The sequence below is a fragment of the Spirochaetota bacterium genome, assembly GCA_038043445.1.
Lineage (GTDB): Bacteria > Spirochaetota > Brachyspiria > Brachyspirales > JACRPF01 > JBBTBY01.
On sequence record JBBTBY010000088.1, the window covers coordinates 1 to 21087 of the forward strand.

General features: G+C 56.2%; 14 protein-coding genes. 10 read left to right on the forward strand and 4 right to left on the reverse strand.

The annotated features are described in order from the left end of the window. Together AABZ39_13175 and AABZ39_13180 are read left to right on the forward strand one after the other, a co-directional pair. Positions 1-394, forward strand: a 394-nt coding sequence (locus AABZ39_13175) for an AraC family transcriptional regulator (GenBank protein MEK6795726.1), incomplete at its 5' end; no start/stop codon positions are given. Positions 395-482: 88 nt separating this feature from the next. Then, positions 483-2567 carry a hypothetical protein gene (locus AABZ39_13180; GenBank protein ID MEK6795727.1) on the forward strand — a complete coding sequence of 695 codons (2085 nt, stop codon included), beginning with the start codon at positions 483-485 and terminating at the stop codon, positions 2565-2567. 104 nt (positions 2568-2671) lie between these two features. Here AABZ39_13180 and AABZ39_13185 read toward each other — a convergent pair whose 3' ends face one another. After that, complete coding sequence (locus AABZ39_13185; GenBank protein MEK6795728.1) at positions 2672-2986, reverse strand: nucleotidyltransferase domain-containing protein; 315 nt, start codon at positions 2984-2986, stop codon at positions 2672-2674. Positions 2987-3166: 180 nt separating this feature from the next. On the opposite strand from AABZ39_13185, the gene AABZ39_13190 reads away from it, so the two are divergent. Both AABZ39_13190 and AABZ39_13195 read left to right on the forward strand, forming a co-directional pair. Next, a complete protein-coding gene (locus AABZ39_13190) occupies positions 3167-4171 on the forward strand; it encodes a uroporphyrinogen decarboxylase family protein (GenBank protein ID MEK6795729.1) in 1005 nt (334 codons plus the stop codon). 813 nt (positions 4172-4984) lie between these two features. After that, positions 4985-5554 (forward strand): hypothetical protein, encoded by a 570-nt coding sequence (locus AABZ39_13195; protein ID MEK6795730.1) that lies wholly within the window; start codon positions 4985-4987, stop codon positions 5552-5554. 151 nt (positions 5555-5705) lie between these two features. On the opposite strand, the gene AABZ39_13200 is transcribed toward AABZ39_13195, so the two are convergent. Together AABZ39_13200 and AABZ39_13205 are read right to left on the reverse strand one after the other, a co-directional pair. Continuing rightward, complete coding sequence (locus tag AABZ39_13200; GenBank protein MEK6795731.1) at positions 5706-6311, reverse strand: helix-turn-helix transcriptional regulator; 606 nt, start codon at positions 6309-6311, stop codon at positions 5706-5708. Between the two features lie 52 nt (positions 6312-6363). Next, positions 6364-7233 carry an AraC family transcriptional regulator gene (locus AABZ39_13205; GenBank protein ID MEK6795732.1) on the reverse strand — a complete coding sequence of 290 codons (870 nt, stop codon included), beginning with the start codon at positions 7231-7233 and terminating at the stop codon, positions 6364-6366. A 96-nt stretch (positions 7234-7329) separates the two neighbouring features. Between AABZ39_13205 and AABZ39_13210 the strand changes: the two genes are divergently transcribed. From AABZ39_13210 to AABZ39_13220, 3 genes are read left to right on the forward strand one after another with little or no spacing between them, the layout of a single operon-like run. Beyond that, a complete protein-coding gene (locus AABZ39_13210; protein ID MEK6795733.1) occupies positions 7330-12231 on the forward strand; it encodes a LamG-like jellyroll fold domain-containing protein in 4902 nt (1633 codons plus the stop codon). A 14-nt stretch (positions 12232-12245) separates the two neighbouring features. Next, positions 12246-13394, forward strand: coding sequence for an SGNH/GDSL hydrolase family protein (locus AABZ39_13215; GenBank protein ID MEK6795734.1), 1149 nt, complete (start codon positions 12246-12248; stop codon positions 13392-13394). After that, the gene (locus tag AABZ39_13220; protein ID MEK6795735.1) at positions 13376-14413 is read left to right on the forward strand and encodes a Gfo/Idh/MocA family oxidoreductase; all 1038 of its coding nucleotides are present in this window, start codon (positions 13376-13378) and stop codon (positions 14411-14413) included. The genes AABZ39_13215 and AABZ39_13220 overlap by 19 nt, the downstream gene beginning before the upstream one ends. 83 nt (positions 14414-14496) lie before the next feature. Here the strand turns inward: AABZ39_13220 and AABZ39_13225 are convergent, their stop codons facing one another. Beyond that, on the reverse strand, positions 14497-15306 hold the full coding sequence (locus AABZ39_13225; protein ID MEK6795736.1) for a helix-turn-helix transcriptional regulator: 810 nt from the start codon (positions 15304-15306) through the stop codon (positions 14497-14499). A gap of 17 nt (positions 15307-15323) precedes the next feature. Between AABZ39_13225 and AABZ39_13230 the strand changes: the two genes are divergently transcribed. Genes AABZ39_13230 through AABZ39_13240 form a run of 3 tightly spaced genes read left to right on the forward strand, consistent with a single transcriptional unit; the run spans position 15324 to position 21069 of the window. Beyond that, positions 15324-16685 (forward strand): alpha-L-fucosidase, encoded by a 1362-nt coding sequence (locus tag AABZ39_13230; GenBank protein ID MEK6795737.1) that lies wholly within the window; start codon positions 15324-15326, stop codon positions 16683-16685. Between the two features lie 8 nt (positions 16686-16693). Then, complete coding sequence (locus AABZ39_13235; GenBank protein ID MEK6795738.1) at positions 16694-17812, forward strand: uroporphyrinogen decarboxylase family protein; 1119 nt, start codon at positions 16694-16696, stop codon at positions 17810-17812. Beyond that, positions 17809-21069 (forward strand): endo-1,3-alpha-glucanase family glycosylhydrolase, encoded by a 3261-nt coding sequence (locus AABZ39_13240; protein ID MEK6795739.1) that lies wholly within the window; start codon positions 17809-17811, stop codon positions 21067-21069. The genes AABZ39_13235 and AABZ39_13240 overlap by 4 nt, the downstream gene beginning before the upstream one ends. Positions 21070-21087 lie beyond the last annotated feature (18 nt).

Sequence of the window (21087 nt, forward strand, 5' to 3'; positions counted from 1 at the left end):
CTTCTGGCTTGTCATGCGTCATTTCCCGCGCCGCTACATTGCAGAGCACGTGTTCTCCGCCGTGAACGATCAGGGCATGCTGTCGCGGATCACATCGCTCTTCGAGCGGCATAGGGGCGAACGCCTTTCCATCGCGGCGATGGCCGATGAATGCGGCATGAGCGGAAGCTATTTCGCCCATTCGGCGGCACGTGTCCTCGGCATGCCGCCGATGCGCGCGTTCATGCTCTACAAGATGGAGCGTGCGCGGCGCATGCTTGAGACGGGCTCATCGGTGACCGAGGTGAGCGGGGCGCTCGGGTTCAAGAGCCCGTTCCACTTTTCCCGGCTCTTCAAAAAGGCGTACGGCAGGCCGCCGCTCGCGTTCCGGAAGGGACAGAGCAGGGACGTATAGGCGGAAAGCAGTCCCGTCCATTGACAAACCGCATTGCCGAGACTATTCTATCGATACTTTCACATTGAGAGCGGACGGAGGAGTGCTTATGCTGCGGAGAAAGACCGTTCACGGAACGCTCATGGTGCTGTGCACCGGGCTCGTGCTCAACGCTGCATTGAGCGTGCGTACGGTATCGACGCGGCCGTCGCTTCTCTTCACGGAGAATGAACCGTATCCCGTGAAAGCGCTCGTCAGCGGCGGTGCGGGAACAGCGGCTGTCGATTTCACGGTGCGCTCGACGGGGCGGGCGTGGACACAGAAAGGCACCGTGACCGTTACCCGAACGGGCGGAGAGAACGCCGAAGCACTGCTGCCGATACAGCTCCCCGGCCGCGGGCATTACTCCATTGAGCTGAACGCGCGGGCGGGCGATGAACGCGCGAAGGGCAGAAGCGCCATAGCCGTCGTTCTCGCACCGAACCCGGTGACCGAAGCATCACCATGGGGCATGATGTGGGTACCCATGGGATCGCCCTATTCGAAAAAGGATAATGTCGATACCGAGATCGCCGAAGTGATGGCGATCATGGGGACAGCATGGGTTCGCGTGAATTTCTGGGAATCGACGTACAAGGTATCCATCAACGAGAAAGGAGAGATGGTTCTCGATCTCTCCGCAATGAAGAACCGCATTAAAGCGATGCGCAAAGCAGGGCTTCATATCATGGGGGAATTCATCATGACGCCCCGGGTACTTTCATCCAGGCCCGACGATCTCACCACACGCGGCGACGGCGGAGCGATGTATTGCCGTGTACGACCTGCCGATTGGGGGCGATGGGAAGAAATGATCAGCAGGATAGCCCGGGAATTCAAGGATGATATCGGTGTCTGGGAGATATGGAATGAGCCGGACGGATTGCAGAACTACTTTGTCGGCACTTCCGAGGGGTTCGTTGAACTCGTCGATCATACCGCGAAGGCTATACGCGCGGGCAATCCGAACGCGAAGGTCGCATCGGCCGGATTCGTCGGCGACAGTCTCAGGAAGGACCCGCTCGGAAAGGACGTACGCAGACAGAACATCGAAGCGATGTTCAATACCGGTTTCGGGAAACAGCTCGATATTTTCACGTTCCATTACACCGATGAACATCCATCCGTTATCGAGGATTGGCGCGCCCTGCTTAACAAACACGGTCTCACGTTGCCGATCTGGAACAGCGAAGAACGTTCCGTCGTCCCGCTGGAGAATCTTTCACGCGGCATCAGATCGTTCAAGTTCCTGCTCATCGGTTATGAATACGCCAACTATATTCCCATCCTTCAAAAAGACTGGACGGTCACGCCCGCAGCAGCGGCCTATGCAACGGCGGCAAGGCTCATCGGATCGAGACCGTTCGTGCGCCGTGAGGAGCTTTCCGGGTTCACGATATATTACTTCGGCACCGGGAAGGACAGCGTCGCTGCGATATCCGGTAATTCCGGCGGGAAAGCGCCCACGCTCTTTCAAAGCTACGATTCGCTCGAAGTTGCGCTCGAGGCGCAGCAGGGAATGCGTGTCTCCGGATATGATGCACTCGGCAGATCGGTGGAACTCGATGCCGGGAGCGGTAGAGGAAATGTCCCGTTCCGCATTGCGAGCTATTATGATATAAAAAACACGTTCGTCCCGCCGCCCGTGTGCTTCATCACCGGCCTTAAGGACATCACATCGCTGAAAGGACTGGTAACGAGCCTCGAGAACGGCATTGTCGCCGAAGCGGAGAATGGGAAATATTCCGGCGGGTGGTCGGTGGTGCAGAAGGATAATTTCTCCGGCGGGAAGATACTCAATATCTGGGCGGCCGACACGCCGGACGCGGGCTACTGGGCGGAATTGAAATTGACGGCGCCGGCCGCAGGGAAATATGAGCTCCTTTTCTGCGGGAATTCATTGGCGCGTTTGAAGCCGATACGCTCGCTTTCTTCCTTTGCGTGGAGCATTGACGGCGGACCCGAAGGGTATGCCACCAATGTTCTGCCGGTCGTCGACGGCATTGCCGGTGCGCCGGAAGGACTATCAATTCTGGGGACGGTCGATCTATCCGAAGGCGAGCATACGTTCCGTCTGCGGCTCCTTGAACCGTGGGAGGCGCAGAAGCGCTGGGCGTTATGGTTCGACGCGATAGCGCTCATGCCGGTGGAATGACAGCCCGGCTGTGCTACTGCTTCCCCGTATCATCCCCAGTAGAATAACGATCTATGATGGGCCGAATTCGCTCGTATGCCTTCCAATACGCATATTGTTTATCATTAAGCGGCATGAACTAATTTCCCATGCTCCTTGATCTCGTCGATGACTACTGAAGTATGTTCTTTGTCGGCAAAGAATTCTGCTTCGGTAAAAAGCAGTATATCGATGGAGTAATCCGCGGAAATCACTCCTCGTTTCATACTGACGATCTCACTCATCGCATCTACTACATCATGCTTTATTACAGCGATATCAAGATCACTTTCTTCCCGCGCTGAGCCATTCGCATAACTTCCAAATATATATATATGGGAAGGATGCGCTACATCCCTGATATGTGCGACGATCTTTTGTATCTCATTTTGTGAAATCATACACCGCTCACAAACGACCGCATCATGTCGACACAGGCCATGGGCACAGTATATCGCCAGCCGATTTCCTGTCAACAACATTGTCCTACTCATTAGCAATTTACGGATAGTATGCGATATTCTTCCAAAGTATGTTATTGATATACCCCATTCACAGCCATGAGCGGCAAGGAGCCCCCGATGACGGCACGAGAGCGGAGCAAACGATTCATTGCCAATGATACCGTCGACCGTCCGCCGTTCCACCCCATTGTCATGCGCATCGCCGCGAAGCATGCGGGTATCCCGTACGGAAAATTCTGTACGGATGCGAAAAGCAAAGCCGTCGGTTACGTACGCTACGCGGACGATTTCGGCATGGACTGGGTCACCGTCATGTCCGACCCCTACACCGAAGCGACAGCGTTCGGTCTCCCGGTGGAATTCCCCGAGGACGATCTCCCGAAGGACACGGCGCATATCATCGAGAGCATTGCCGATATCGCACGCCTGAAAAAGCCGTCGGTGGAGAACAGTGCCCGTCCGATGGCGGCCGTCGATACGATACGCGAATATAAGAAGATGTCACGCGAGGAATTCATCGTCGGGTGGGTGGAGGGTCCTATGGCCGAGTACGCCGACCTCCGCGGGCTGTCTTCTGCCTGTACCGATCTTATGGACGACCCGAAGGCAGTATGCGATGCGGCCGATATCATCAATGCCTTCGCGAAGGAATTCGCTTCCGCACAGATAGCGGCGGGTGCCGACTGCATCGGCATCGGCGATGCGGCGTGTTCGCAGATAGGCCCCGACCTCTATCGTGAATTGTTCTTCCCGCGGGAAAAAGAGCTTGTCGATCATATCCATGCACAGGGTGCGCTCGCAAAGCTTCATATCTGCGGGAACACGACAGCGCTCCTGCCCGACATGATACGAACAGGCGCCGACATCATCGACGTCGATCATCTGGTGAAAGACATGTCAGCGTTCGCGCCGCTCCTCGGAAAGAAGCAGGTGTTCTCCGGCAACAGCGACCCCGTCGCCGTTATCGAGCGCGGCGATGAGCGTGCAATACGCGAAAGCGTTGCATCGTGCTTTCAGGCCTCACGCGGACGCACGATAACATCAGCCGGATGCGAGATACCGCCGGATGCGAGGGATGTTTCGATGAAGATCTATCGGGATGCGGCGTATTCGCTCAGATGAGACGCTGGGATCGACAGTAACGCGCCGGGAAGTCGGGAATATCGGTACCGAGCGGGATGGAACCGGGGGATAGGAGCGGGGACGGCTTGGGAACGAAGGTGATACGGCTTCAAAGCGGCTTCGCTTCATGTTCGTACTGATGAACAGGTTATATCCGGACATGTTCATGCCCGCAGCTGCGTTATTCCACGCTGCCCTTGCGGCGGTATCGAGCGAACGCCAGGCATGGACAAGCGTACGGAAACGACCCCTTAGAAGAAGCTGTTCCTGTGACCGTGCATCGCGGGGAGGGGTATAGGTCCGAACATAGTGAATGGACCTCCATCGCTGGAATATAAGGCCGCCCATACGGCCGGTCATACCGTCAACGAGTGCATTGAATCGAACTTTTGCCATAACAAGCTCCTTCGGGGTTTCGATAGGGGCAAAAATGTATCTCCCTCTATATAATTATTCTCCTGGACGGATACAGGGGGCTTTTTTTTACCCTATATGTAATTATACGAGTTGACGGATACAGCCTGAGGGCAAAACCGCGATTTCATGCAAATTTCGAGGGTAGATATTCACATGGGCCGCTTTCGTTGCGCTTTCCCGAAGCGGCTGCGCCATTCGGTCGCACGACAGTATCAGCCGAATGTGTGATACCCCCGGATATGTCGGATGCAACGCATTCACTTGACATAGAGAATCTGCCGGATTTGACAGGAATTCGGCGGGTGGTATACTGACGGGGATAGGAGGAGGCGATGGTGGCGAATGAAAACTCCTTCACGTGCGTGAAATAATCTTCAGCGCACAGGGAAATTGAAAATGAGAAATATCATATTTCCATGTATCATTTCAACGCTGATGATTATCGGTATCGGGTGCTATTCCGGACGAGCCATTTTAAAAAAGTTATACTTTGTTAACAGCACAAATGCTACGATTCTTAAGGTAGTTAATAATAATCAATTGCAGATCAGTTGTGTGGTATTATCGGTATATTCTACTCATTCAGAAACGTCATTATGGGTAATAAATAAAACGGATAAGAAAATGACTTTGCTTAAATTGAAATGGACTTATTCGTTCAAAGGTGTTGATCTAATAAACACATACACAAACCATAACAAATATAATAATCCGTATGATAATCCCACGCTGCTTTTTACATTATCTGAATATGGCAGTACAAGAATTATTAATGGAGAAAAAGAAGATAAAAATGAGGCAATATTCAGACATCAGTCAGACTTAAAAACGAAAGATTTATCAAAAGATGATATAGTTCATGCTCAAGTTCAATTAACATATGTTACTGAAAAGATAACTAATACTGTATCCGGGAAATTCGATATGAAATGTAAAGAAATTACTAAGATGGTTGAATTGCCGTAAGCGGCAAACCAAATTCATTGCGCCTCCGTGGCGCGCGCATTGCTGCGGCTTAGTGCCGCACGGTATATTGAACCTTCGAGGGCTCCTCCTGAACAGCCAGAACTTAAGTTAACATACATCCCGATAGCGAAGATGCCCACTTCAATCTTTTTTATCGCAGTACGTTCGCCTTCCGATAGTCCGCCGGTGAAATCCCCACATGCTTCTTGAAAAAACGTGAGAAATAGAATTCGTCGGAGAAGCCGAGATCGTGCGCGATATCCTTCACTTTTTTTTCAGTGCCGTGCACTTCCTCTTTCGCGCGGGAGGCGATGCGCTCCATGAGGTACTGCTTAAGCGATATGCCGACATCATGCCTGAAATTCTTCACGAGCGTCGACTCTGAGGCGCCGATGAGCGCGGCAAGTTCTTTCGTCGTCGTTGCCAGCGAACATCGCTCATCGATGGCGGAGAAAAGCCGCCGATATTTCTCGCCGATGGCGATACGTTTGCGCATGGTATTGACATCGGTATGCACGAAGGGCCCTATGGCCGAAAGGAGCATCGCCTGTGCTTCCAGCATATCGCCCATGCGTCTGCTCTGTGCCTTCACGGCAAGCGTCTCGAAGAATGCGCGGTCGTCCGTGCGCGTGAGGCAGTCGTTCACGCCGTCGAAAATATCCTTCCCCGGATAGAGCTCGAGACGGAAATGAAAGAACATCTTTTCCAGACGGCTTTCACAGACATAATCGAAGAAGGAATTGACCGTCGTCGGCATGTCTGGAGCGTCGATGAGCATCCGGGCGGATATATACGCCGGAGAAATGTCCCTATCCGCTGCGTGAGCCGCCTGCAGCGGAAAAACTGCCGGGCAGCATCGTTGTGCGGTAGTGTTTCGGCCGTGCGCCATAGTTCTGCTTAAACTTGTCTGAAAAGTGATTGTAGTGTGAAAACCCCGATTCTTGCGCGATATCCCTGATCGTTGCTGATGAAAAGAGCAGCAGATCGGCCGCGCGCGACAGCCGCTTTTTGATTATATAGTCGGCGGGAGGGCAGCCCATGACGGTATGGAATAGCCTTATATAGTAGCTTTTATTCAGACCGGCAATGCCGGCGAGACAGGTGATAGTGATCTTGTGCGGAAAATTTCTGTCGATATAGTGCACGGTCCTCATTATACGATCGTCGTTTAAATCGCTGCTGTCCGTGTTTACCCCTGGGGACTGGGATATCATGGAGAAGATATAGAGAAGAAGTCCGGTGAGCGGCACCGGTGAGCGGATAAAGGAGCTGTTCACTGCACGGAGCAGGAGGGTGAACGCGTTCTCGATCTCACTCTGGAACAGCGAACACGACAGCACGTTCGGCGTATTGATATGCCGAAGCAGCTCGTCACTGAGATGACATTTCAGGTGCAGCACGACGCATCGCTCCTTTGCATACTTCGGAAAGACGAAGGAGTGCTGCGTGTGCGGCGGCACCGTGATGAGCATTCCCGGCGCCATGGCGTATTCCCGCTTCATGACGGACGCCCGGCAGTGCCCGCGGTAGAGGTACATGAGATGATGATGATCGTGCGTGTGCATATCCGCCGAAAGGTTCACCCTGTTGGTGATTTTGTACGCGAAAAGTATCTTCTGCACGATGGATGCCTCGGCGTAATAGTACACGCGGCGGCGGCGGATGTCAATATTTGTCATGTTTTTATCACTCTGTGTCATTGACAGATGTTACGGGAAGAATGTACAATAACACATATTGTTCGGACGATCCGCTAAAAGCATCGGGAGAGCAGCATGGCAAAGTACGGGCTGATGTCGTTTGTGGTCATACTGACAGCGTCGTATCATCTCTCTGCGGATGCGTCTCCGTTCGCGCGCTTTACCTTCGATGAAGGTTCCGGCGCTGTGCTCAACGATGCTCTGGGCACGTTCAACGGAACGATATCCGGCGATGCTGTTTTGGTGCAGAACATACAGGGAAAAGCGCTCGCGTTCGGCGCCAAGGGCGGCTCGGCACGCATCGGCAACATCTCGGCGAAGATCAGGAACGGATTCACCTTCACCGCTTGGGTAAAAAAGACCTTCCAGGACGGCGGTGATTCGAAGATCATCTTCGGGTCATTACGGGCATGGAAGCCCGGCAGTGCATCGTTCCTTACATGGATAGATGACAAGACGGGCTCGCTTCGCTGCGGTGTGCAGGGGGCATCATCGTTCAAGGCAATCGGCGTGCCTATATCGGAGCAGTTCGGCGCATGGTTCCACCTTGCATTCACCTATGACAGAACGGCGATACGCATCTATGTCAACGGCGTGCAGAGGGCAAGCGATGCGTTCGCCGAGGAGGTCTCCCCCTCGGACTTCTGGCAGTTCGCTTCGGTGAACAACTCCATCGCCCTGGACGAAGCATGCCTCTACGGCGCTGCGCTCACGGCGGACGAAGTGCGCGCAGCATTCGCGGCGGAAGCGCCTCTTGCTTTAACCGAGGAAGAAATGAAACGAAAGATCGCAGCGGCAAGTGCGTTGACAGAGCCGAAAGCGGCATCACCGGCGGTGCCGGAACCGGCAGCCCCCGTGTACACTGCGCTGAAAGCACCGGCGATCACAACGCATCTTGTGAAGGATGGCGCACCTGCCGCCGCTATCGTTGCCCCGGCGTCGAAGATGTATGATGATCTCGCCCGCATGCTGCAGAAGAGCATCGCCGACAGAACGGGGGTAACGATACCGATCATAACCGATGAGCCGACGGCATGGACACTGCCGATACAGCGAAGCCTTTTTGTGCTCGGCAACCGCTCGACAAGCCGCATCATCGAGGAGCTTTACAACAGATTCTATACCCTACTCGATCTCGCGTATCCCGGCAAAGGCGGTTATGAGGTCCGAAGCCTTCATGATCCTTTCGGTAACGGGCACAACATCATCTTCGTCGGCGGCAGCGATAAGGAAGGCGTTGCCGCTGCGGCGAACGAGTTCATCGCTATGGTGAACGGCATGGCCGGCGGACGCGACCTCACTGTCGGTCATTGCATGCGCATACGGCTGGGACAGGGCATCGAAGTCCCTTCGGAAGTGAAGGACGTCGAACTCTGGGATGCATCGAAAAATTACCGTTCGCAGGGGTACTTCGGCTGGAACAGCATCAGCAAGCTCATGGCGATGTATTACATGACCGGCAATGAGCGCTTCGCACGGGAGATGCTGCGCTATGCGTTCCCCGATGCGAAGGCCAAGCGGGAGATCTCCGAGCTTGACGGCGAACTTATCGAGAACAAGGACGACCCCGTCGGCGGATCATACCATTACGGCGCGCACTACATGATGCTCTTCTGGGATCTCATCGAAGAAAGCCCCGTCTTCACCGATGAGGAGCGCCTCAAGATGGCGAACGCCTTTTCGCGGCAGTTCCTCTGGCATGTCAAACCGCCGGGAGGCGCGTACATGGGGAATTGGGGCGCCGGGATCTATTCGCTTACCGAGAAGCCCGGTATGGTCGGCGATCGTCACGGCCAATGGACCGCCATATCCATCTATGTGCTCGCGCGCTATTTCCAGAAATATTACCCGTCGCCGATGTGGGCGCAGTGTCTGCGCGGGGTCAGCAATTATTTCGCTCCGCTCGATCGCGGCCTTTTGGGCGAAGGAAGCCTCTCGCAGTGGTATATAACCTCCATTGCGCCGCTCTTCACCTATTTCCTTCTCTCGGGGGAGCGCGCGTCGGTGGCGAACGGCGCACTTGCCGTGCATGCCCGGGGTCTTGAAGCACTGCTCTCCGGGAAGGACGGCGACCCGAACCTTGATTGCGCCGGCATCGCAGATATGGGCAAACTCGCGTATCTGCTCAACGATGGGAAATACCTTGAATACCAGCGGCGGATATTGTTCGCTGCCGACAAATTCCGCATCGGGCAGTCGTTCGTTCCCGATGAACGCCTCACGCCGCGGCAGCCGACCGATATCGCCGGCACATGGCTCGTACACCGCCTTCCCGAACCGCGCTGGCGCGAACGTAATACCGGATTCCCGTTCACCAATGCCTTCCTCTGGGCGTCATACCGCACTATGCCCGATGATGCCGGTGATTTCATAAAGGTGCGCGGTGCGAACACTTCGGCGCGCAATCCGTATCACACGTTCCTCATCGACGATCTGCGCATCGACGGATACACGCTGCTTTCGGGTTTCGGCAATCAGCTCACCGTGTGGATCGACGGGATGTTCGACAAGGAGGTAACCCAGGACGCAGCGCTCATATCCTTCGCCGGTTCGATGCGCCATGCCGCCGTGACGGCTGAAGTAGTGAAGATGCCCTTCTCCAGCTGGCGGCGCACAGTGTTCCAGCGGACGGGGAGCTATGCCCTCATCGTCGACGATCTCTCCTTTCGGCGAACGAGCGATGCCGCTGAGGTGAAATTCGGCTGGAGCGGCCCGCTCAAGAAGGAAGCGCCGGGGGTTCTGCGCTGCAATGCCGTGAAAAGCAGTACCGGTCCGGTCGCCGGAAAGACGGTGATCTCTGCGTTCAACGCGCGGTATTCCGCAAGCGATCCCGACACCAATATGGTCCGGCCGCTGCCGAGCTACGACATCGTGCTTTTGCGATCGCGGGATCCGGGCACCTGGTTCGAGATGACATTCACGCTCGATTCACGAACGCGCGGAGACGGCTTCCTTAACCTCCTGAACTTTCGCGACCGCGGCATCATGAAAATATTCCTCGACGGCAGGCTCATCAGCGCGGAGTATGACCACTATGCCCCCGACATCGCGATGAACGGCGTGCCGCTCGGTGCCGTCGATTGTGCTGCGGGGGAACATACCATCCGCTTCGAGGTTACGGGAAAGAACAACGAGAGCTCAGGCTTGAGCATCGGCGTGGCGGGGCTTGCGTTCTACACCGATCCCTCGCTTATAACACGTGAGCGTGAGCTCGGCACCTTCAAGGTTATCGCCGCTGACGCGATGACGACAAAGGACAGCAGCTTCGAATGGTTCGGTCCGGTCGAGAAGGGCGGCCGCAGGATATTCTTCTCGCTCATAGGCAAAGGCACACTGCTGCCGGGCGAGGTGCTTTCATGCACACGCCTCGAGACGAACGCCGCCGTCTTCGCTGCGCCCGAACCCGCGATAGCCTTCGCGGGCGAGTATAAAGGGAATGCGGGTGAGCTCATAATCCTGGGGAAAAGGCATCTCTACGGCAGGGGGATTCGCCTCGTCGGCAGATCGGAACCGCTCATACGCGCAGGGGCGCCGGCGGACATCTACTGGGACTTCAACGAAGGAACGATGGATATCACGGCAGAGCAGCGGATGGAGCTTGCCCTCGCGCTTTCGAACGACAGCGTTCTCGTCGACGGCATGACCGTGGCGCCACAGAAGAAGGACGGACTCATGATGCTCATGCTCGCTGCGGGGCATCACACGGTGGCGCGCGCGTTCCTGCCCGATGCGCTCTTGGCATCGTATTCCGGCAGGATAGAAAAAACGTTCGCCGATGCGCAGACGAAATCCCGTGCGGAACTCACGGCAGCGCCGTCACGCGCAGGGACGCCCGCGATGCGTGAGCTCTTCAATGCCGGTGCCGGTAAAAAAACATCGCGTCTCCTGTGCGCATCCTTCGCCGCTGCCGAATCCATCTGCACTATCGATGACAGGAACATCCGCGTGTTCTCCTCCGACGGACGCGAGCTTCGCACGCTCACGGCGGATGCCCCGGTGCGCGTGATACATCCCTGGAAGGAATATGATCTCCTCCTCGCCGGATGTGCGGACGAAAAGGTCATCGCTTTCGATATCGATTCTGGGGTTCGGAAATGGACATTCACTTCCGAAATGCCTCCGGAGGTGATCGCTGCGGCGAAGCAGTACTGGTTCAAGTCGACATACCCCGGCATCTACGGCATACACACCGGCGTGTTCCTTAACGGAGAAAGTCAGGCGTTCATCGGGAGTACCTGTACGCTCGAAATGCTCGACAGCGGCGGGAAACTCGTCAAGCGACTTCCCGTATTCTGGGGGCCGGGAACGGTGTTCAATATGCTCGACCGGTCCGACGGGAGCACCGACCTCGTTTTTGCGCGCTACCCGAACGACGGAGACAGGCCGGCGGTGATAAACAGCAGAACACTGGCTACGACGCCGCGCAGCTACTACGCGTATCCCCCCGGTTTTACCGATATGGGCGTAGGCTGGGCGAACATGTACCGCAAGCATCTATTCATCGAGGATATGAACGGCGACGGAAAGAAAGAGGTGCTCTCGGACATTAACGGCGTTTTTAACCGCATCGCCCTCTGGTCGTCCGACGGAGCGCCGCTCTTCAATGTGAATTTCGGTCCGGGGGATGTCGCCGATAATATACGCGATCTGGACGTCGGCGATCTTGACGGCGATGGGAAAAAGGAGATCATCACGGCTACCTTCCGCGGCATCCTGCTTGTGATGGACCATACGCTTGAGAAGGTCTGGTCAAAGCGGCTTGCAAGCCCGGCAACCGCGCTGAAATATATGCCGTCATCGGGCGGTCCCGTCATCGTTGTCGCCTGCGAGGACGGTTCGGTGCTGACATGCAATGCGCGCGGGGAGATCACTGCCGCCGGCACGGTCATCGGAAGGCCCATCGGCATCGACGCGATCGCACAGGGCGTGGTCGTCGCGACCGAGAATGGGAATGTAAAGGGATTTGCTATACACTGACTCGGAGCTGCACAATGAGAACGATCATCATCTGCTGTATTTTTCTAGTTCTTTCATCCCTCGCAGAAGCGCAATCGCCGAAGAACAGCGGGGAGCCGGCGCTGCCCGATCCTGAGAACGTACGCCTCATCCTCCCGCCTTTCTGGTACGCGGTCGCTGACCTGCCCATGAGCATCTATTACGACAACATCATCCTCGCCGAAGACCCCGCGCAGTACACGTTCACGATGAACGCCCCTGTTGCATCGAAGAGCGAAGCGCGGTGCTGGACCATCATGCCCTCGGAAAAGGACGCGGGCGAGCATGTCGTCACCGTGACGGTCGCCGACGCGCAGGGGAAAGAACGTGCTCACGCATCGATGACGCTTCGCATTGCGCCGAAGAATGCCGGGAGCGGAAGGAACATGCGCCTTCTCATGATTGGCGACAGCCTCACCATGGCATCGGTATATCCGAACGAGGTCTTTACGCGCATGACCCCTCCCGACAATCCCGCGCTCACCATGCTCGGCACGCATCGTCCGCCGAGCGTTCTTCCCGGCGTTGCGCACGAGGGCTACGGCGGCTGGGCGTGGAACACCTTCCTCACGAAATACGAGCCGAACCCTGACGGGACGTATAAAAAGCGCTCAAGTCCATTCATCTTTCATGCCGACGGGGCTCCGATGCTCGATATCCCGCGCTACATCGCCGAGTCATGCGGAGGGATACCGCCCGATGTCGTAACGATACATCTCGGCGTCAACGACTGTTTCGGTGTCAGTACGAACGCCGATGATACGGCAGCGGTCGACGCGCGTATCGATGTCGTGTTCGCTGATGCTGAAAAGTTCATCACCGCATTCCGCGCCGCCGCACAGAACGCGCGTTTCGGTATCGGTATCACGACGCCGCCCAATGCGCGCGAGGAAGGATTCGCCGCAAGTTATAAAGGAGCATATCACCGCTGGGGCTGGAAACGCGTGCAACACCGGCTCATCGAGCGGGAGATACGGCAGTTCTCCGGACGTGAGCAGGAGGGGCTGCATCTCATCCCTGTGCAGTTGTGCATCGATCCGATCGGCGGATACCCGACGGATAATGGCGTACACCCGAACACGGACGGATACCGGTCCATGGGGCGTACTTTTTACGCCTGGCTGAAATGGCAGGTAAAGCGATGAATGCGGCGCGTACGGGGAAAAAGCTTGTGTTTTGTTCCATCGGCGCAGGTTCACTGTCGCGCAGTGCGCATGGACCGGCGCTGAAAGCGCTTGCCGCCGAGCGCGATGATCTTGTCCTTGCCGCAGTTGCGGGGCTTGACCGCCCTGCCGTCGAGGAATACGCGGACGACTTCGGCTATCGAAAAGCGTATACTGAATATCATGAAATGATCGACCAGGAAAAGCCCGATGCTGTCAGTGTTATCGTGCCGGTGGAGCATACTTGTGCGGTAGCATGCGACGTCCTCGCGCGGGGCATTCCGGTCATCATGGAAAAACCGCCGGGCAAGGATGCCGGGGAGACGGAACGCATCATTGAGACCGCACGCATGCACGGCGTAAAGAACATGGTCGCATTCAACCGGCGGCACATGCCGATCATCCGGCGCATGAAGGATATTCTTTCCGCCGCTATGCCGGAGGATATCCATTTCATTCGTCTCGATTTTTACCGCCACGCCCGTGCTGATGCCGATTTCTCCACGACGGCCATACACGGCATCGACACGGTTCGTGTGCTCGCCCGTTCGGGCATTGCACAGTGTGCTCTTGATTACCGCCCGACAGGGGTTACTGCCGGTGTTGATGATATATTCGTGCACGGCACGTTCGATTCAGGAGCGCGATTTTCCATGGCCTTTCTCCCGATGGCGGGAACGACCATTGAGCGCATCACGGTCTCGCTGAAAGATGCTACGTATATCGCACAGCTGCCGGTTTGGAACGGTACTGACGCCCCCGGCAGCATCGTGCGTCTTGGTAAAAGGGCGGAGATGGTCTGGAGCGGGGACGATGGCAGCGAGTCGACGGAGATGTTCCGCTCGAACGGCTTCTATCACGAACACCGTGCGTTCATCGAGGCGCTTGTCGAGAACAGATCGATCGAGGATGATGCAGCAAGCGTGCTTGAGTCGGTTGTGCTTGCCGATCGGATACGATGCCGGGCGCGCGCATACTCCCGTGACAAGCTGCAACGTTGAAAATGAAGATACTCATCACTTCGAAACAGTAACTGCGAGAGCAGCTGCAGGCAGGCGGTGATGGCGGCGAATAAAAACCCTTTCTATCGCAGTATATTCGCCTTCCGATATTCCGCCGGCGAAAGCCCCGCATGCTTTTTGAAGAAACGTGAGAAATAGAATTCGTCGGCAAAGCCGAGTGAACGTGCGATATCCTTGACCTTTCTGTCGGTACCGTGCACTTCCTCCTTGGCCCGGGAGGCTATGCGGTCCATGAGGTACTGCTTAAGCGATATACCGACATCATGCCGGAAATTCTTCACGAGCGTCGATTCAGAGGAACCGACAAGTACCGCAAGCTCTTTCGTCGTCGTCGCAAGCGAGCAGCGCTCATCGATCGCCGAGAAAAGCCGACGGTACTTCTCGCCCACGGCTATGCGTTTTCGCACATCGCGAACATCGGTCTTCACAAAGGGCGCTATGGCGGAAAGGAGCATCGACTCTGCCTCGAGCATATCGCCCATGCGCGTGCTCTCTGCCTTCGCCGCAAGCGTCTCAAAGAACGATCGGTCCCCTTCGCGCGTGAGGCAGTCGTTCACGCCGTCGAAAATATCCTTTCCCGGATAAAGCTCGAGCCGGAAATGAAAGAATATCTTTTCCAGACGGCTCTCACAGACATAATCGAAGAAGGAATTGACCGTCGTCAGCATGATGAGGTTTTTTTCGAAGCGCTTTTTTGTCCCGGCATTGCCGATATAGCCGTCACCGTCGAAAATGAAATAGAGGCGATTGGCCGGTGCGGGGTGGTTCATGAAACGCCATTCGGAACCGGCGCTCACACGCCCGGAGAGGATAAGCCTGAACGCGAGCGAATTGATGGTGCTTTCGAGCGATGAGAATGTGCTGTATTCCATGGCTTCCCGGTTCGTCCATGATTTCGCCCCGCTTCGTCTATGGACAATGGGGGCGTTTGCCGTATATTCATCGTACCGTAAAACATTCGTTCGTCAAGGGAGATGCGATGCGCACCTATTTCAATGATACGCGCGATTGGTTCATGAACAAACGCTTCGGACTTTTCGTGCATTGGGGCATCTATGCCGTGGGCGCGTGGCATGAGCAGCATCAGTTCCGGCTCGGCATGGCACGCGCGGAATATGCGCCGTTCATGAAGCAGTTCAACCCGAAACGATTCGACCCTGACACATGGCTCGATATCATGCAGGAAGCGGGTATGGAATATCTCACCTTCACCACGAAGCACATCGACGGATTCTGCATGTGGGACACGAAGGCTACGGATTACAACGTCATGCATACGCCGTACGGGAAAGATATTCTTCGTATGGTCGCCGACGCCTGCCATCGCAGGGATATCCCGCCCTGTCTCTATTACTCGGTGGCGGATATGCATCATCCGAATTATCCGAATGCGGGGCGGAGCTATGAACTCAGTGCGCCGGAAAAAGGCGATACGCCTGACGAAGAGAAATACATGGACTTCGTGAAGGCTCAGGTACGCGAGCTTTGTACCGATTACGGAGCGATACACGGCTTCTGGTGGGACGCGCATATGTTCGGACGCAAGGACCCGTCCGTCAATGCGATGATACGCTCGCTTCAGCCGTTCGCCGTCATCGATGGGCGCGGCTTTGACGAAGGGGATTTCGCTACGCCGGAGCGCGACTGGGATGAGTCCGTGCATTCGATGCGTTCGTTCACACGGCCGATCGAGGCGTGTCAGTCCGTCGGCAAGCAGAGCTGGGGTTATCGCGATTACGAGGATTTCTACAGCGACCGGCATCTCATTGCGAGCATGGATAATATGTTCGCGAAGGGCGGGAATTATCTCCTCAATGTCGGCCCGAACGCGGACGGCGTCATAACGCAGGAGTATGCGGATATCGTGCGGCGCACCGGGGCGTGGTACAGGCGTGTGCGCGAGGCGTTCGAGGATACCAAGGTCATGCCGCTCAATGACGATACGAACATCATGATCACCCGACGCGGGAATACGCTCTATGTGCATCTCATAAGACCGCCTGAGACGAATGCCGTGATACTGCGCCCGCTCGATGTGATGCCGAAGAGCGCACGCATTCTCAATACCGGCGAAGCGGCTTCCGTGCGCATTGAACTCCTCCCGTGGCATCACAAGGATAAAAAACCGTATCTGCGCATCGCAGATCTTCCGGTCAACGAGCACGCGAACACGGTGCTTGTCGTACGGCTTGATCTTGATACACTGCCGGAGAAGATCGAAACGATCGCGGCTGAGAACATCGTCGCATAGGAGATGCCATGACGCACAAGGAACGGTTCATTGCTACCGTCGAGCGGAGGCCAGTCGATCGCCCCGCGTCATGGCTGGGGCTTCCGGTTGCGGGCGCGCTCCCCGCGCTGTATCGCCAGTTCGGCGTGAAGGACATCATCGGTCTTAAGTCCGCCATCAATGATGATGTGTGGCCGGTGGAGGTGCCCTACGATGACCCGCCGGCGGATCACATCGCCTGCGCGTTCAACTTCGCCGTCGATACGGCGGCATACGAAGAACGCACGCTCACTGCGCGCGGATTTTTTGCCGACAGAACTGATGTGCGCGATGTGGCGAAATTCACATGGCCCGACCCCGCCGAACATATGAGTACGGCTGCCTGCAAGGCCGCGCTCGCCGATGTGCCTCCCGGCTATGCCGTCATGGGCATACTCTGGTCGGCGCATTTCCAGGACACCTGCGCTGCGTTCGGCATGGAGAACGCGCTCATGACCATGCTCACCGAACCACGGATGTTCAAAGCCGTGGACGACCGCGTAACGGAATTCTATCTGACCGCCAATAAGATATTCTTCGAAGCGACGATAGGGAGGCTTGATGCGGTGCTCATCGGCAATGATCTCGGCAGTCAGACCGGCCTCATGCTCTCGCCGGAAATGATACGCGAACATGTGCTCCCGAACGCAAAGCGTCTTATCGCCCAGGCGAAGTCATACGGCGTGAAAGTGGTGTATCATTCCTGCGGTTCCATCTGTCCTGTCATCGACGACCTCATCAAAGCGGGCGTCGATGTGATACATCCGATACAGGCACTTGCCGCGGGTATGTCGCCCGGCGGTCTCAAAGATTCATACGGCACGAGAACTGCTTTCTGCGGCGGTGTCGATGCGCAGGAGCTTCTCGTGCGCGGCACGCCGGATGCTGTCACCGCGAAGGTGCGTGAGCTTAAGGCGATATTCCCGACGGGGCTTGTGATATCACCGAGCCATGAGGCGATACTGCCGGACATAGCGCCGGCGAACATAGAAGCGCTTTTTAACGAGGCAGAAAAACACTCACCCCCACCCCCGGCCCCTCCCCCTCTCTCACAGAGAAGTGAGAGAGGGGGAGGGGAGGAAAAAAACCGTAGCGAGGATCGCAAATGAAATGTGCTCTCATTGCTCTGATCGCCGTACATGCGATTCTCGCGTCGCTTACAGCGGACGACTCCGTCGTCTTCGACGATTTCGAAACCGGCGTCTGGAAGGAACACGCAAAGCGGACCAGTTTCGCAAAGGAAGGATCGTACGCCATGGACTGCGGGGGCGTGCGCAAGGGTAAGCCCTGGCTTGTGGCGAAAGACCTCGATCGCTTTGACGCAAGCGGGTATAAAGCGATCACGTTCTGGCTTTACAACGAGGCGGATCGCGGGAAAAAGATATTCATCACGATATCGAGCATTCCCGACACAGAGTACGAGAAGGCGCGCGCGGATAATAAGTTCGACAGCGGCAATTATTTCCTCGCTTCCATCGACCTCAATTTCAACGGATGGCAAAAGACCGTCATTCCGTTCAATCGCTTCGCGAAGATACGATCGCCGAAGGGGTGGAACGCGCTTGACAACATACAGATATCCATGGATACACGCGAACCGTCCACGAACGAGAGCACGAGCATCATCATCGATGATATGCACTTCATTCGCCGCACCGTACAAACCGCCGCGACGGCAAAGAACATACTCTCGCCTTCAGATGCAAGGAAACCCGTTTTCGGGTGGTTCATGCGCAGTTTCCTTCTCGATTACGATTATTCCGGGCTGCGCGACCGTCCGGTATGGGCAAGTACCGGCGATCAGGTGAAAGATCTGACGATCATGATCAACGCCGCGAAGAAAGGCGGTCTTGACGGCTTTGCCATACAGTCGAACCCGAGAAAGGTATATTTCGACAGTACGCTCGCGCTTTGGCGCAACATGCTTCTCGCGGCGCGGCCGCTCGATCTCAAGATACTGTTCGAACTTGAGATGTACTATTCATCAAAGCAGGAAGTCATCGACTGGATCATCATGACACACCGCGAATTCGGAAAACATCCGTCGGTGTACCGCGTCAACGGCAAGCCGGTCTATCTTTTGTGGCTGCGCACATCGCAGGTGAAATTCCCGTTCAATGTTTCCCGCGGCGAGGGCAGTTTCCCCGCTGAGGACTGGAAAGATATCGTCGAGACGGTTCGCAGAGAGACTGGGAATGATATATACCTCTTCGCGAACATGTTCGAATCATCAAAGGTGGGCGGTACCGGGTATACCGACTATGAGAAAGAGGAGCTTATGCCGCTCTGGGACGGCCTTTGGGAATTCGGGGGTCTGCACAATCTCATTATGGTGAGCGATAAGCCATGGAGCGTCGTACATGACGCGATGGAGAAATACAAGTCGGAAGCTGACGCCTTCGGTATGACCTATATCGCCGGGCTCATACCCGGTTTCTGGCGTGAGGAGGCCGGCTGGTTCGTTGATCCGAAAGGGACAGCGTACTATCGCGAGGCTTGGGAAAAGATGATTGCGCTCTCCCCCTTCGGCGTGATGATACAGTCATGGAACGACTACAGCGAAGATGCGCAGATCGGCCCCGGTGCGCGTACCGGGAACTGTCTTTTAGAGCTCTCGCGTTATTACATCGAGAAGTACAAGGGCGTGCCGGTGACGCAGTATCCATCACCGCGCATCTGGGTCAGTCAGCCTACCGAGGTAATGCGCGGCGATATCATCTACACCGAATTCCTCGATCTGCCGTACAGGGAGGCATTGAAGCTCGCCGGCAGCTGGCAGGATGAATCGGGGAAAACGATCTCCACGTTCGAACAGAACCTGTCGCCAGGGGAGATGCATGCGTTGACCGCGGAGCTTCCCTATGCACACTACAAGAACGCCCGTGCGGTGCGTATCACGGCAGCGCTGACAGGAGCACGAATAAAACAGACCGTGAACACACGCTGGACCTGGATAAATCCCGTCGCCCGTTTCGATCGTTTTACCATGCGATATCTCTTCGATGATCAGATATCCTCTTCATCCGCCTCGCTCAGCGGGTCGCCGCGGGCGTTCAGTGCAACGGTCACGGGCGGCGGAAAAGCGGCGGTCACGCTCATGCGGCGCAATGCAGCGAACAAGGGTGAAACGCCTACACGCATGGAAATGCCGCTCGCACTTCCGGCAGCGGGTGCAGCGCCGTCATACGAATGCATGATACGCTATTTCGAATGCGACCGCCCCGAATATGAATGCTCACTCGCTCTCAGGAACGGCACGATCGTCAGTGCTGAAGCCATCGGCAGCAGGATATCGAACCTGACCGCAGACGCATCGTCCGTGCGCTGGATATCGAGGGCGTTCGGCCGCGCCGGACTCGGCGTCAATGCAGGCTTCGACGGCATTCGCTGCACGCTGACATCCGTCGACACAACGCTCATGATCAGGATCGGAGCGCTCTCACAAGAGCTCAGCATCAATGATCTTATCAGCTCCGGTTCACGGACATTCGCGCTCGGGCGCGACGGTTTTGTGCTGATTGAACTCTCACCGGCGCGTTCAGCCGCGCAGGATATGACGCTGCCGCTCTCACGGAATTTCACCATCCCCGCAGCGGGAAAGAAACCCGCAGACGCGTACTGGCTTGATGTAAAAACCGCCGCCGGAAATACTGCGCAATCATCGCCGGTATTCCCTCCGGTCGGGATAACATTTCCCACCTGGTATTATGACGAAAAAGAGGGCAAAGCAGTGCCGGGGGAGATACCCTGCGACGATGCGCTCATCGGCTCGTGGGGATTTGATGAACGCGGCGGGGGGCTTGTCCTCGATACTTCCGCGTACGGGCATTACGGGAAATTCGGCGGCGTCTCGGTGACAGGATTCGGTGCGGGTGTCGGCGGATCGGATCAGTCGCCGGCTCGCGGCGAGCTGGAAGGCCGTCCGGCGCTCATATTCGACGGCGCGAAAAAGCAGTTCGTCGCCCTGCCGTTCGGCGTTCTCCCGCAGGGCTGTTTCACGATAGGGTTCACGATGCGTTCAAAGCCGCAGATCGCTTCGCAGACGATACTCCTGCTCGGCTGGCAGCTCTCGCTCAAGTACGGTCCTGACGGAAGGCTTACCGCTGCTGTCGGAACGAATAACTGTAAGTCCGCGGAGCCGCTTCCCGAAGGACTATGTTCCGTGCAGGTGGTGTATGATCTGCGGTCACTTGAGATCTATATCGATAAAAAACTTTCCGCCCGAATAGATATGCAGGGACGGCTGCCGCGGCTTTCCGGAGGACTTATCATCGGATGCGGATATGGTAATCCCGGGCCATCGGCAGAACCGTTCACCGGCGCGATATCGGCGCTCAGTATCCATGCTGCGCCCCTGCGGCCATAGGGATTTTTCCCGAAAGGG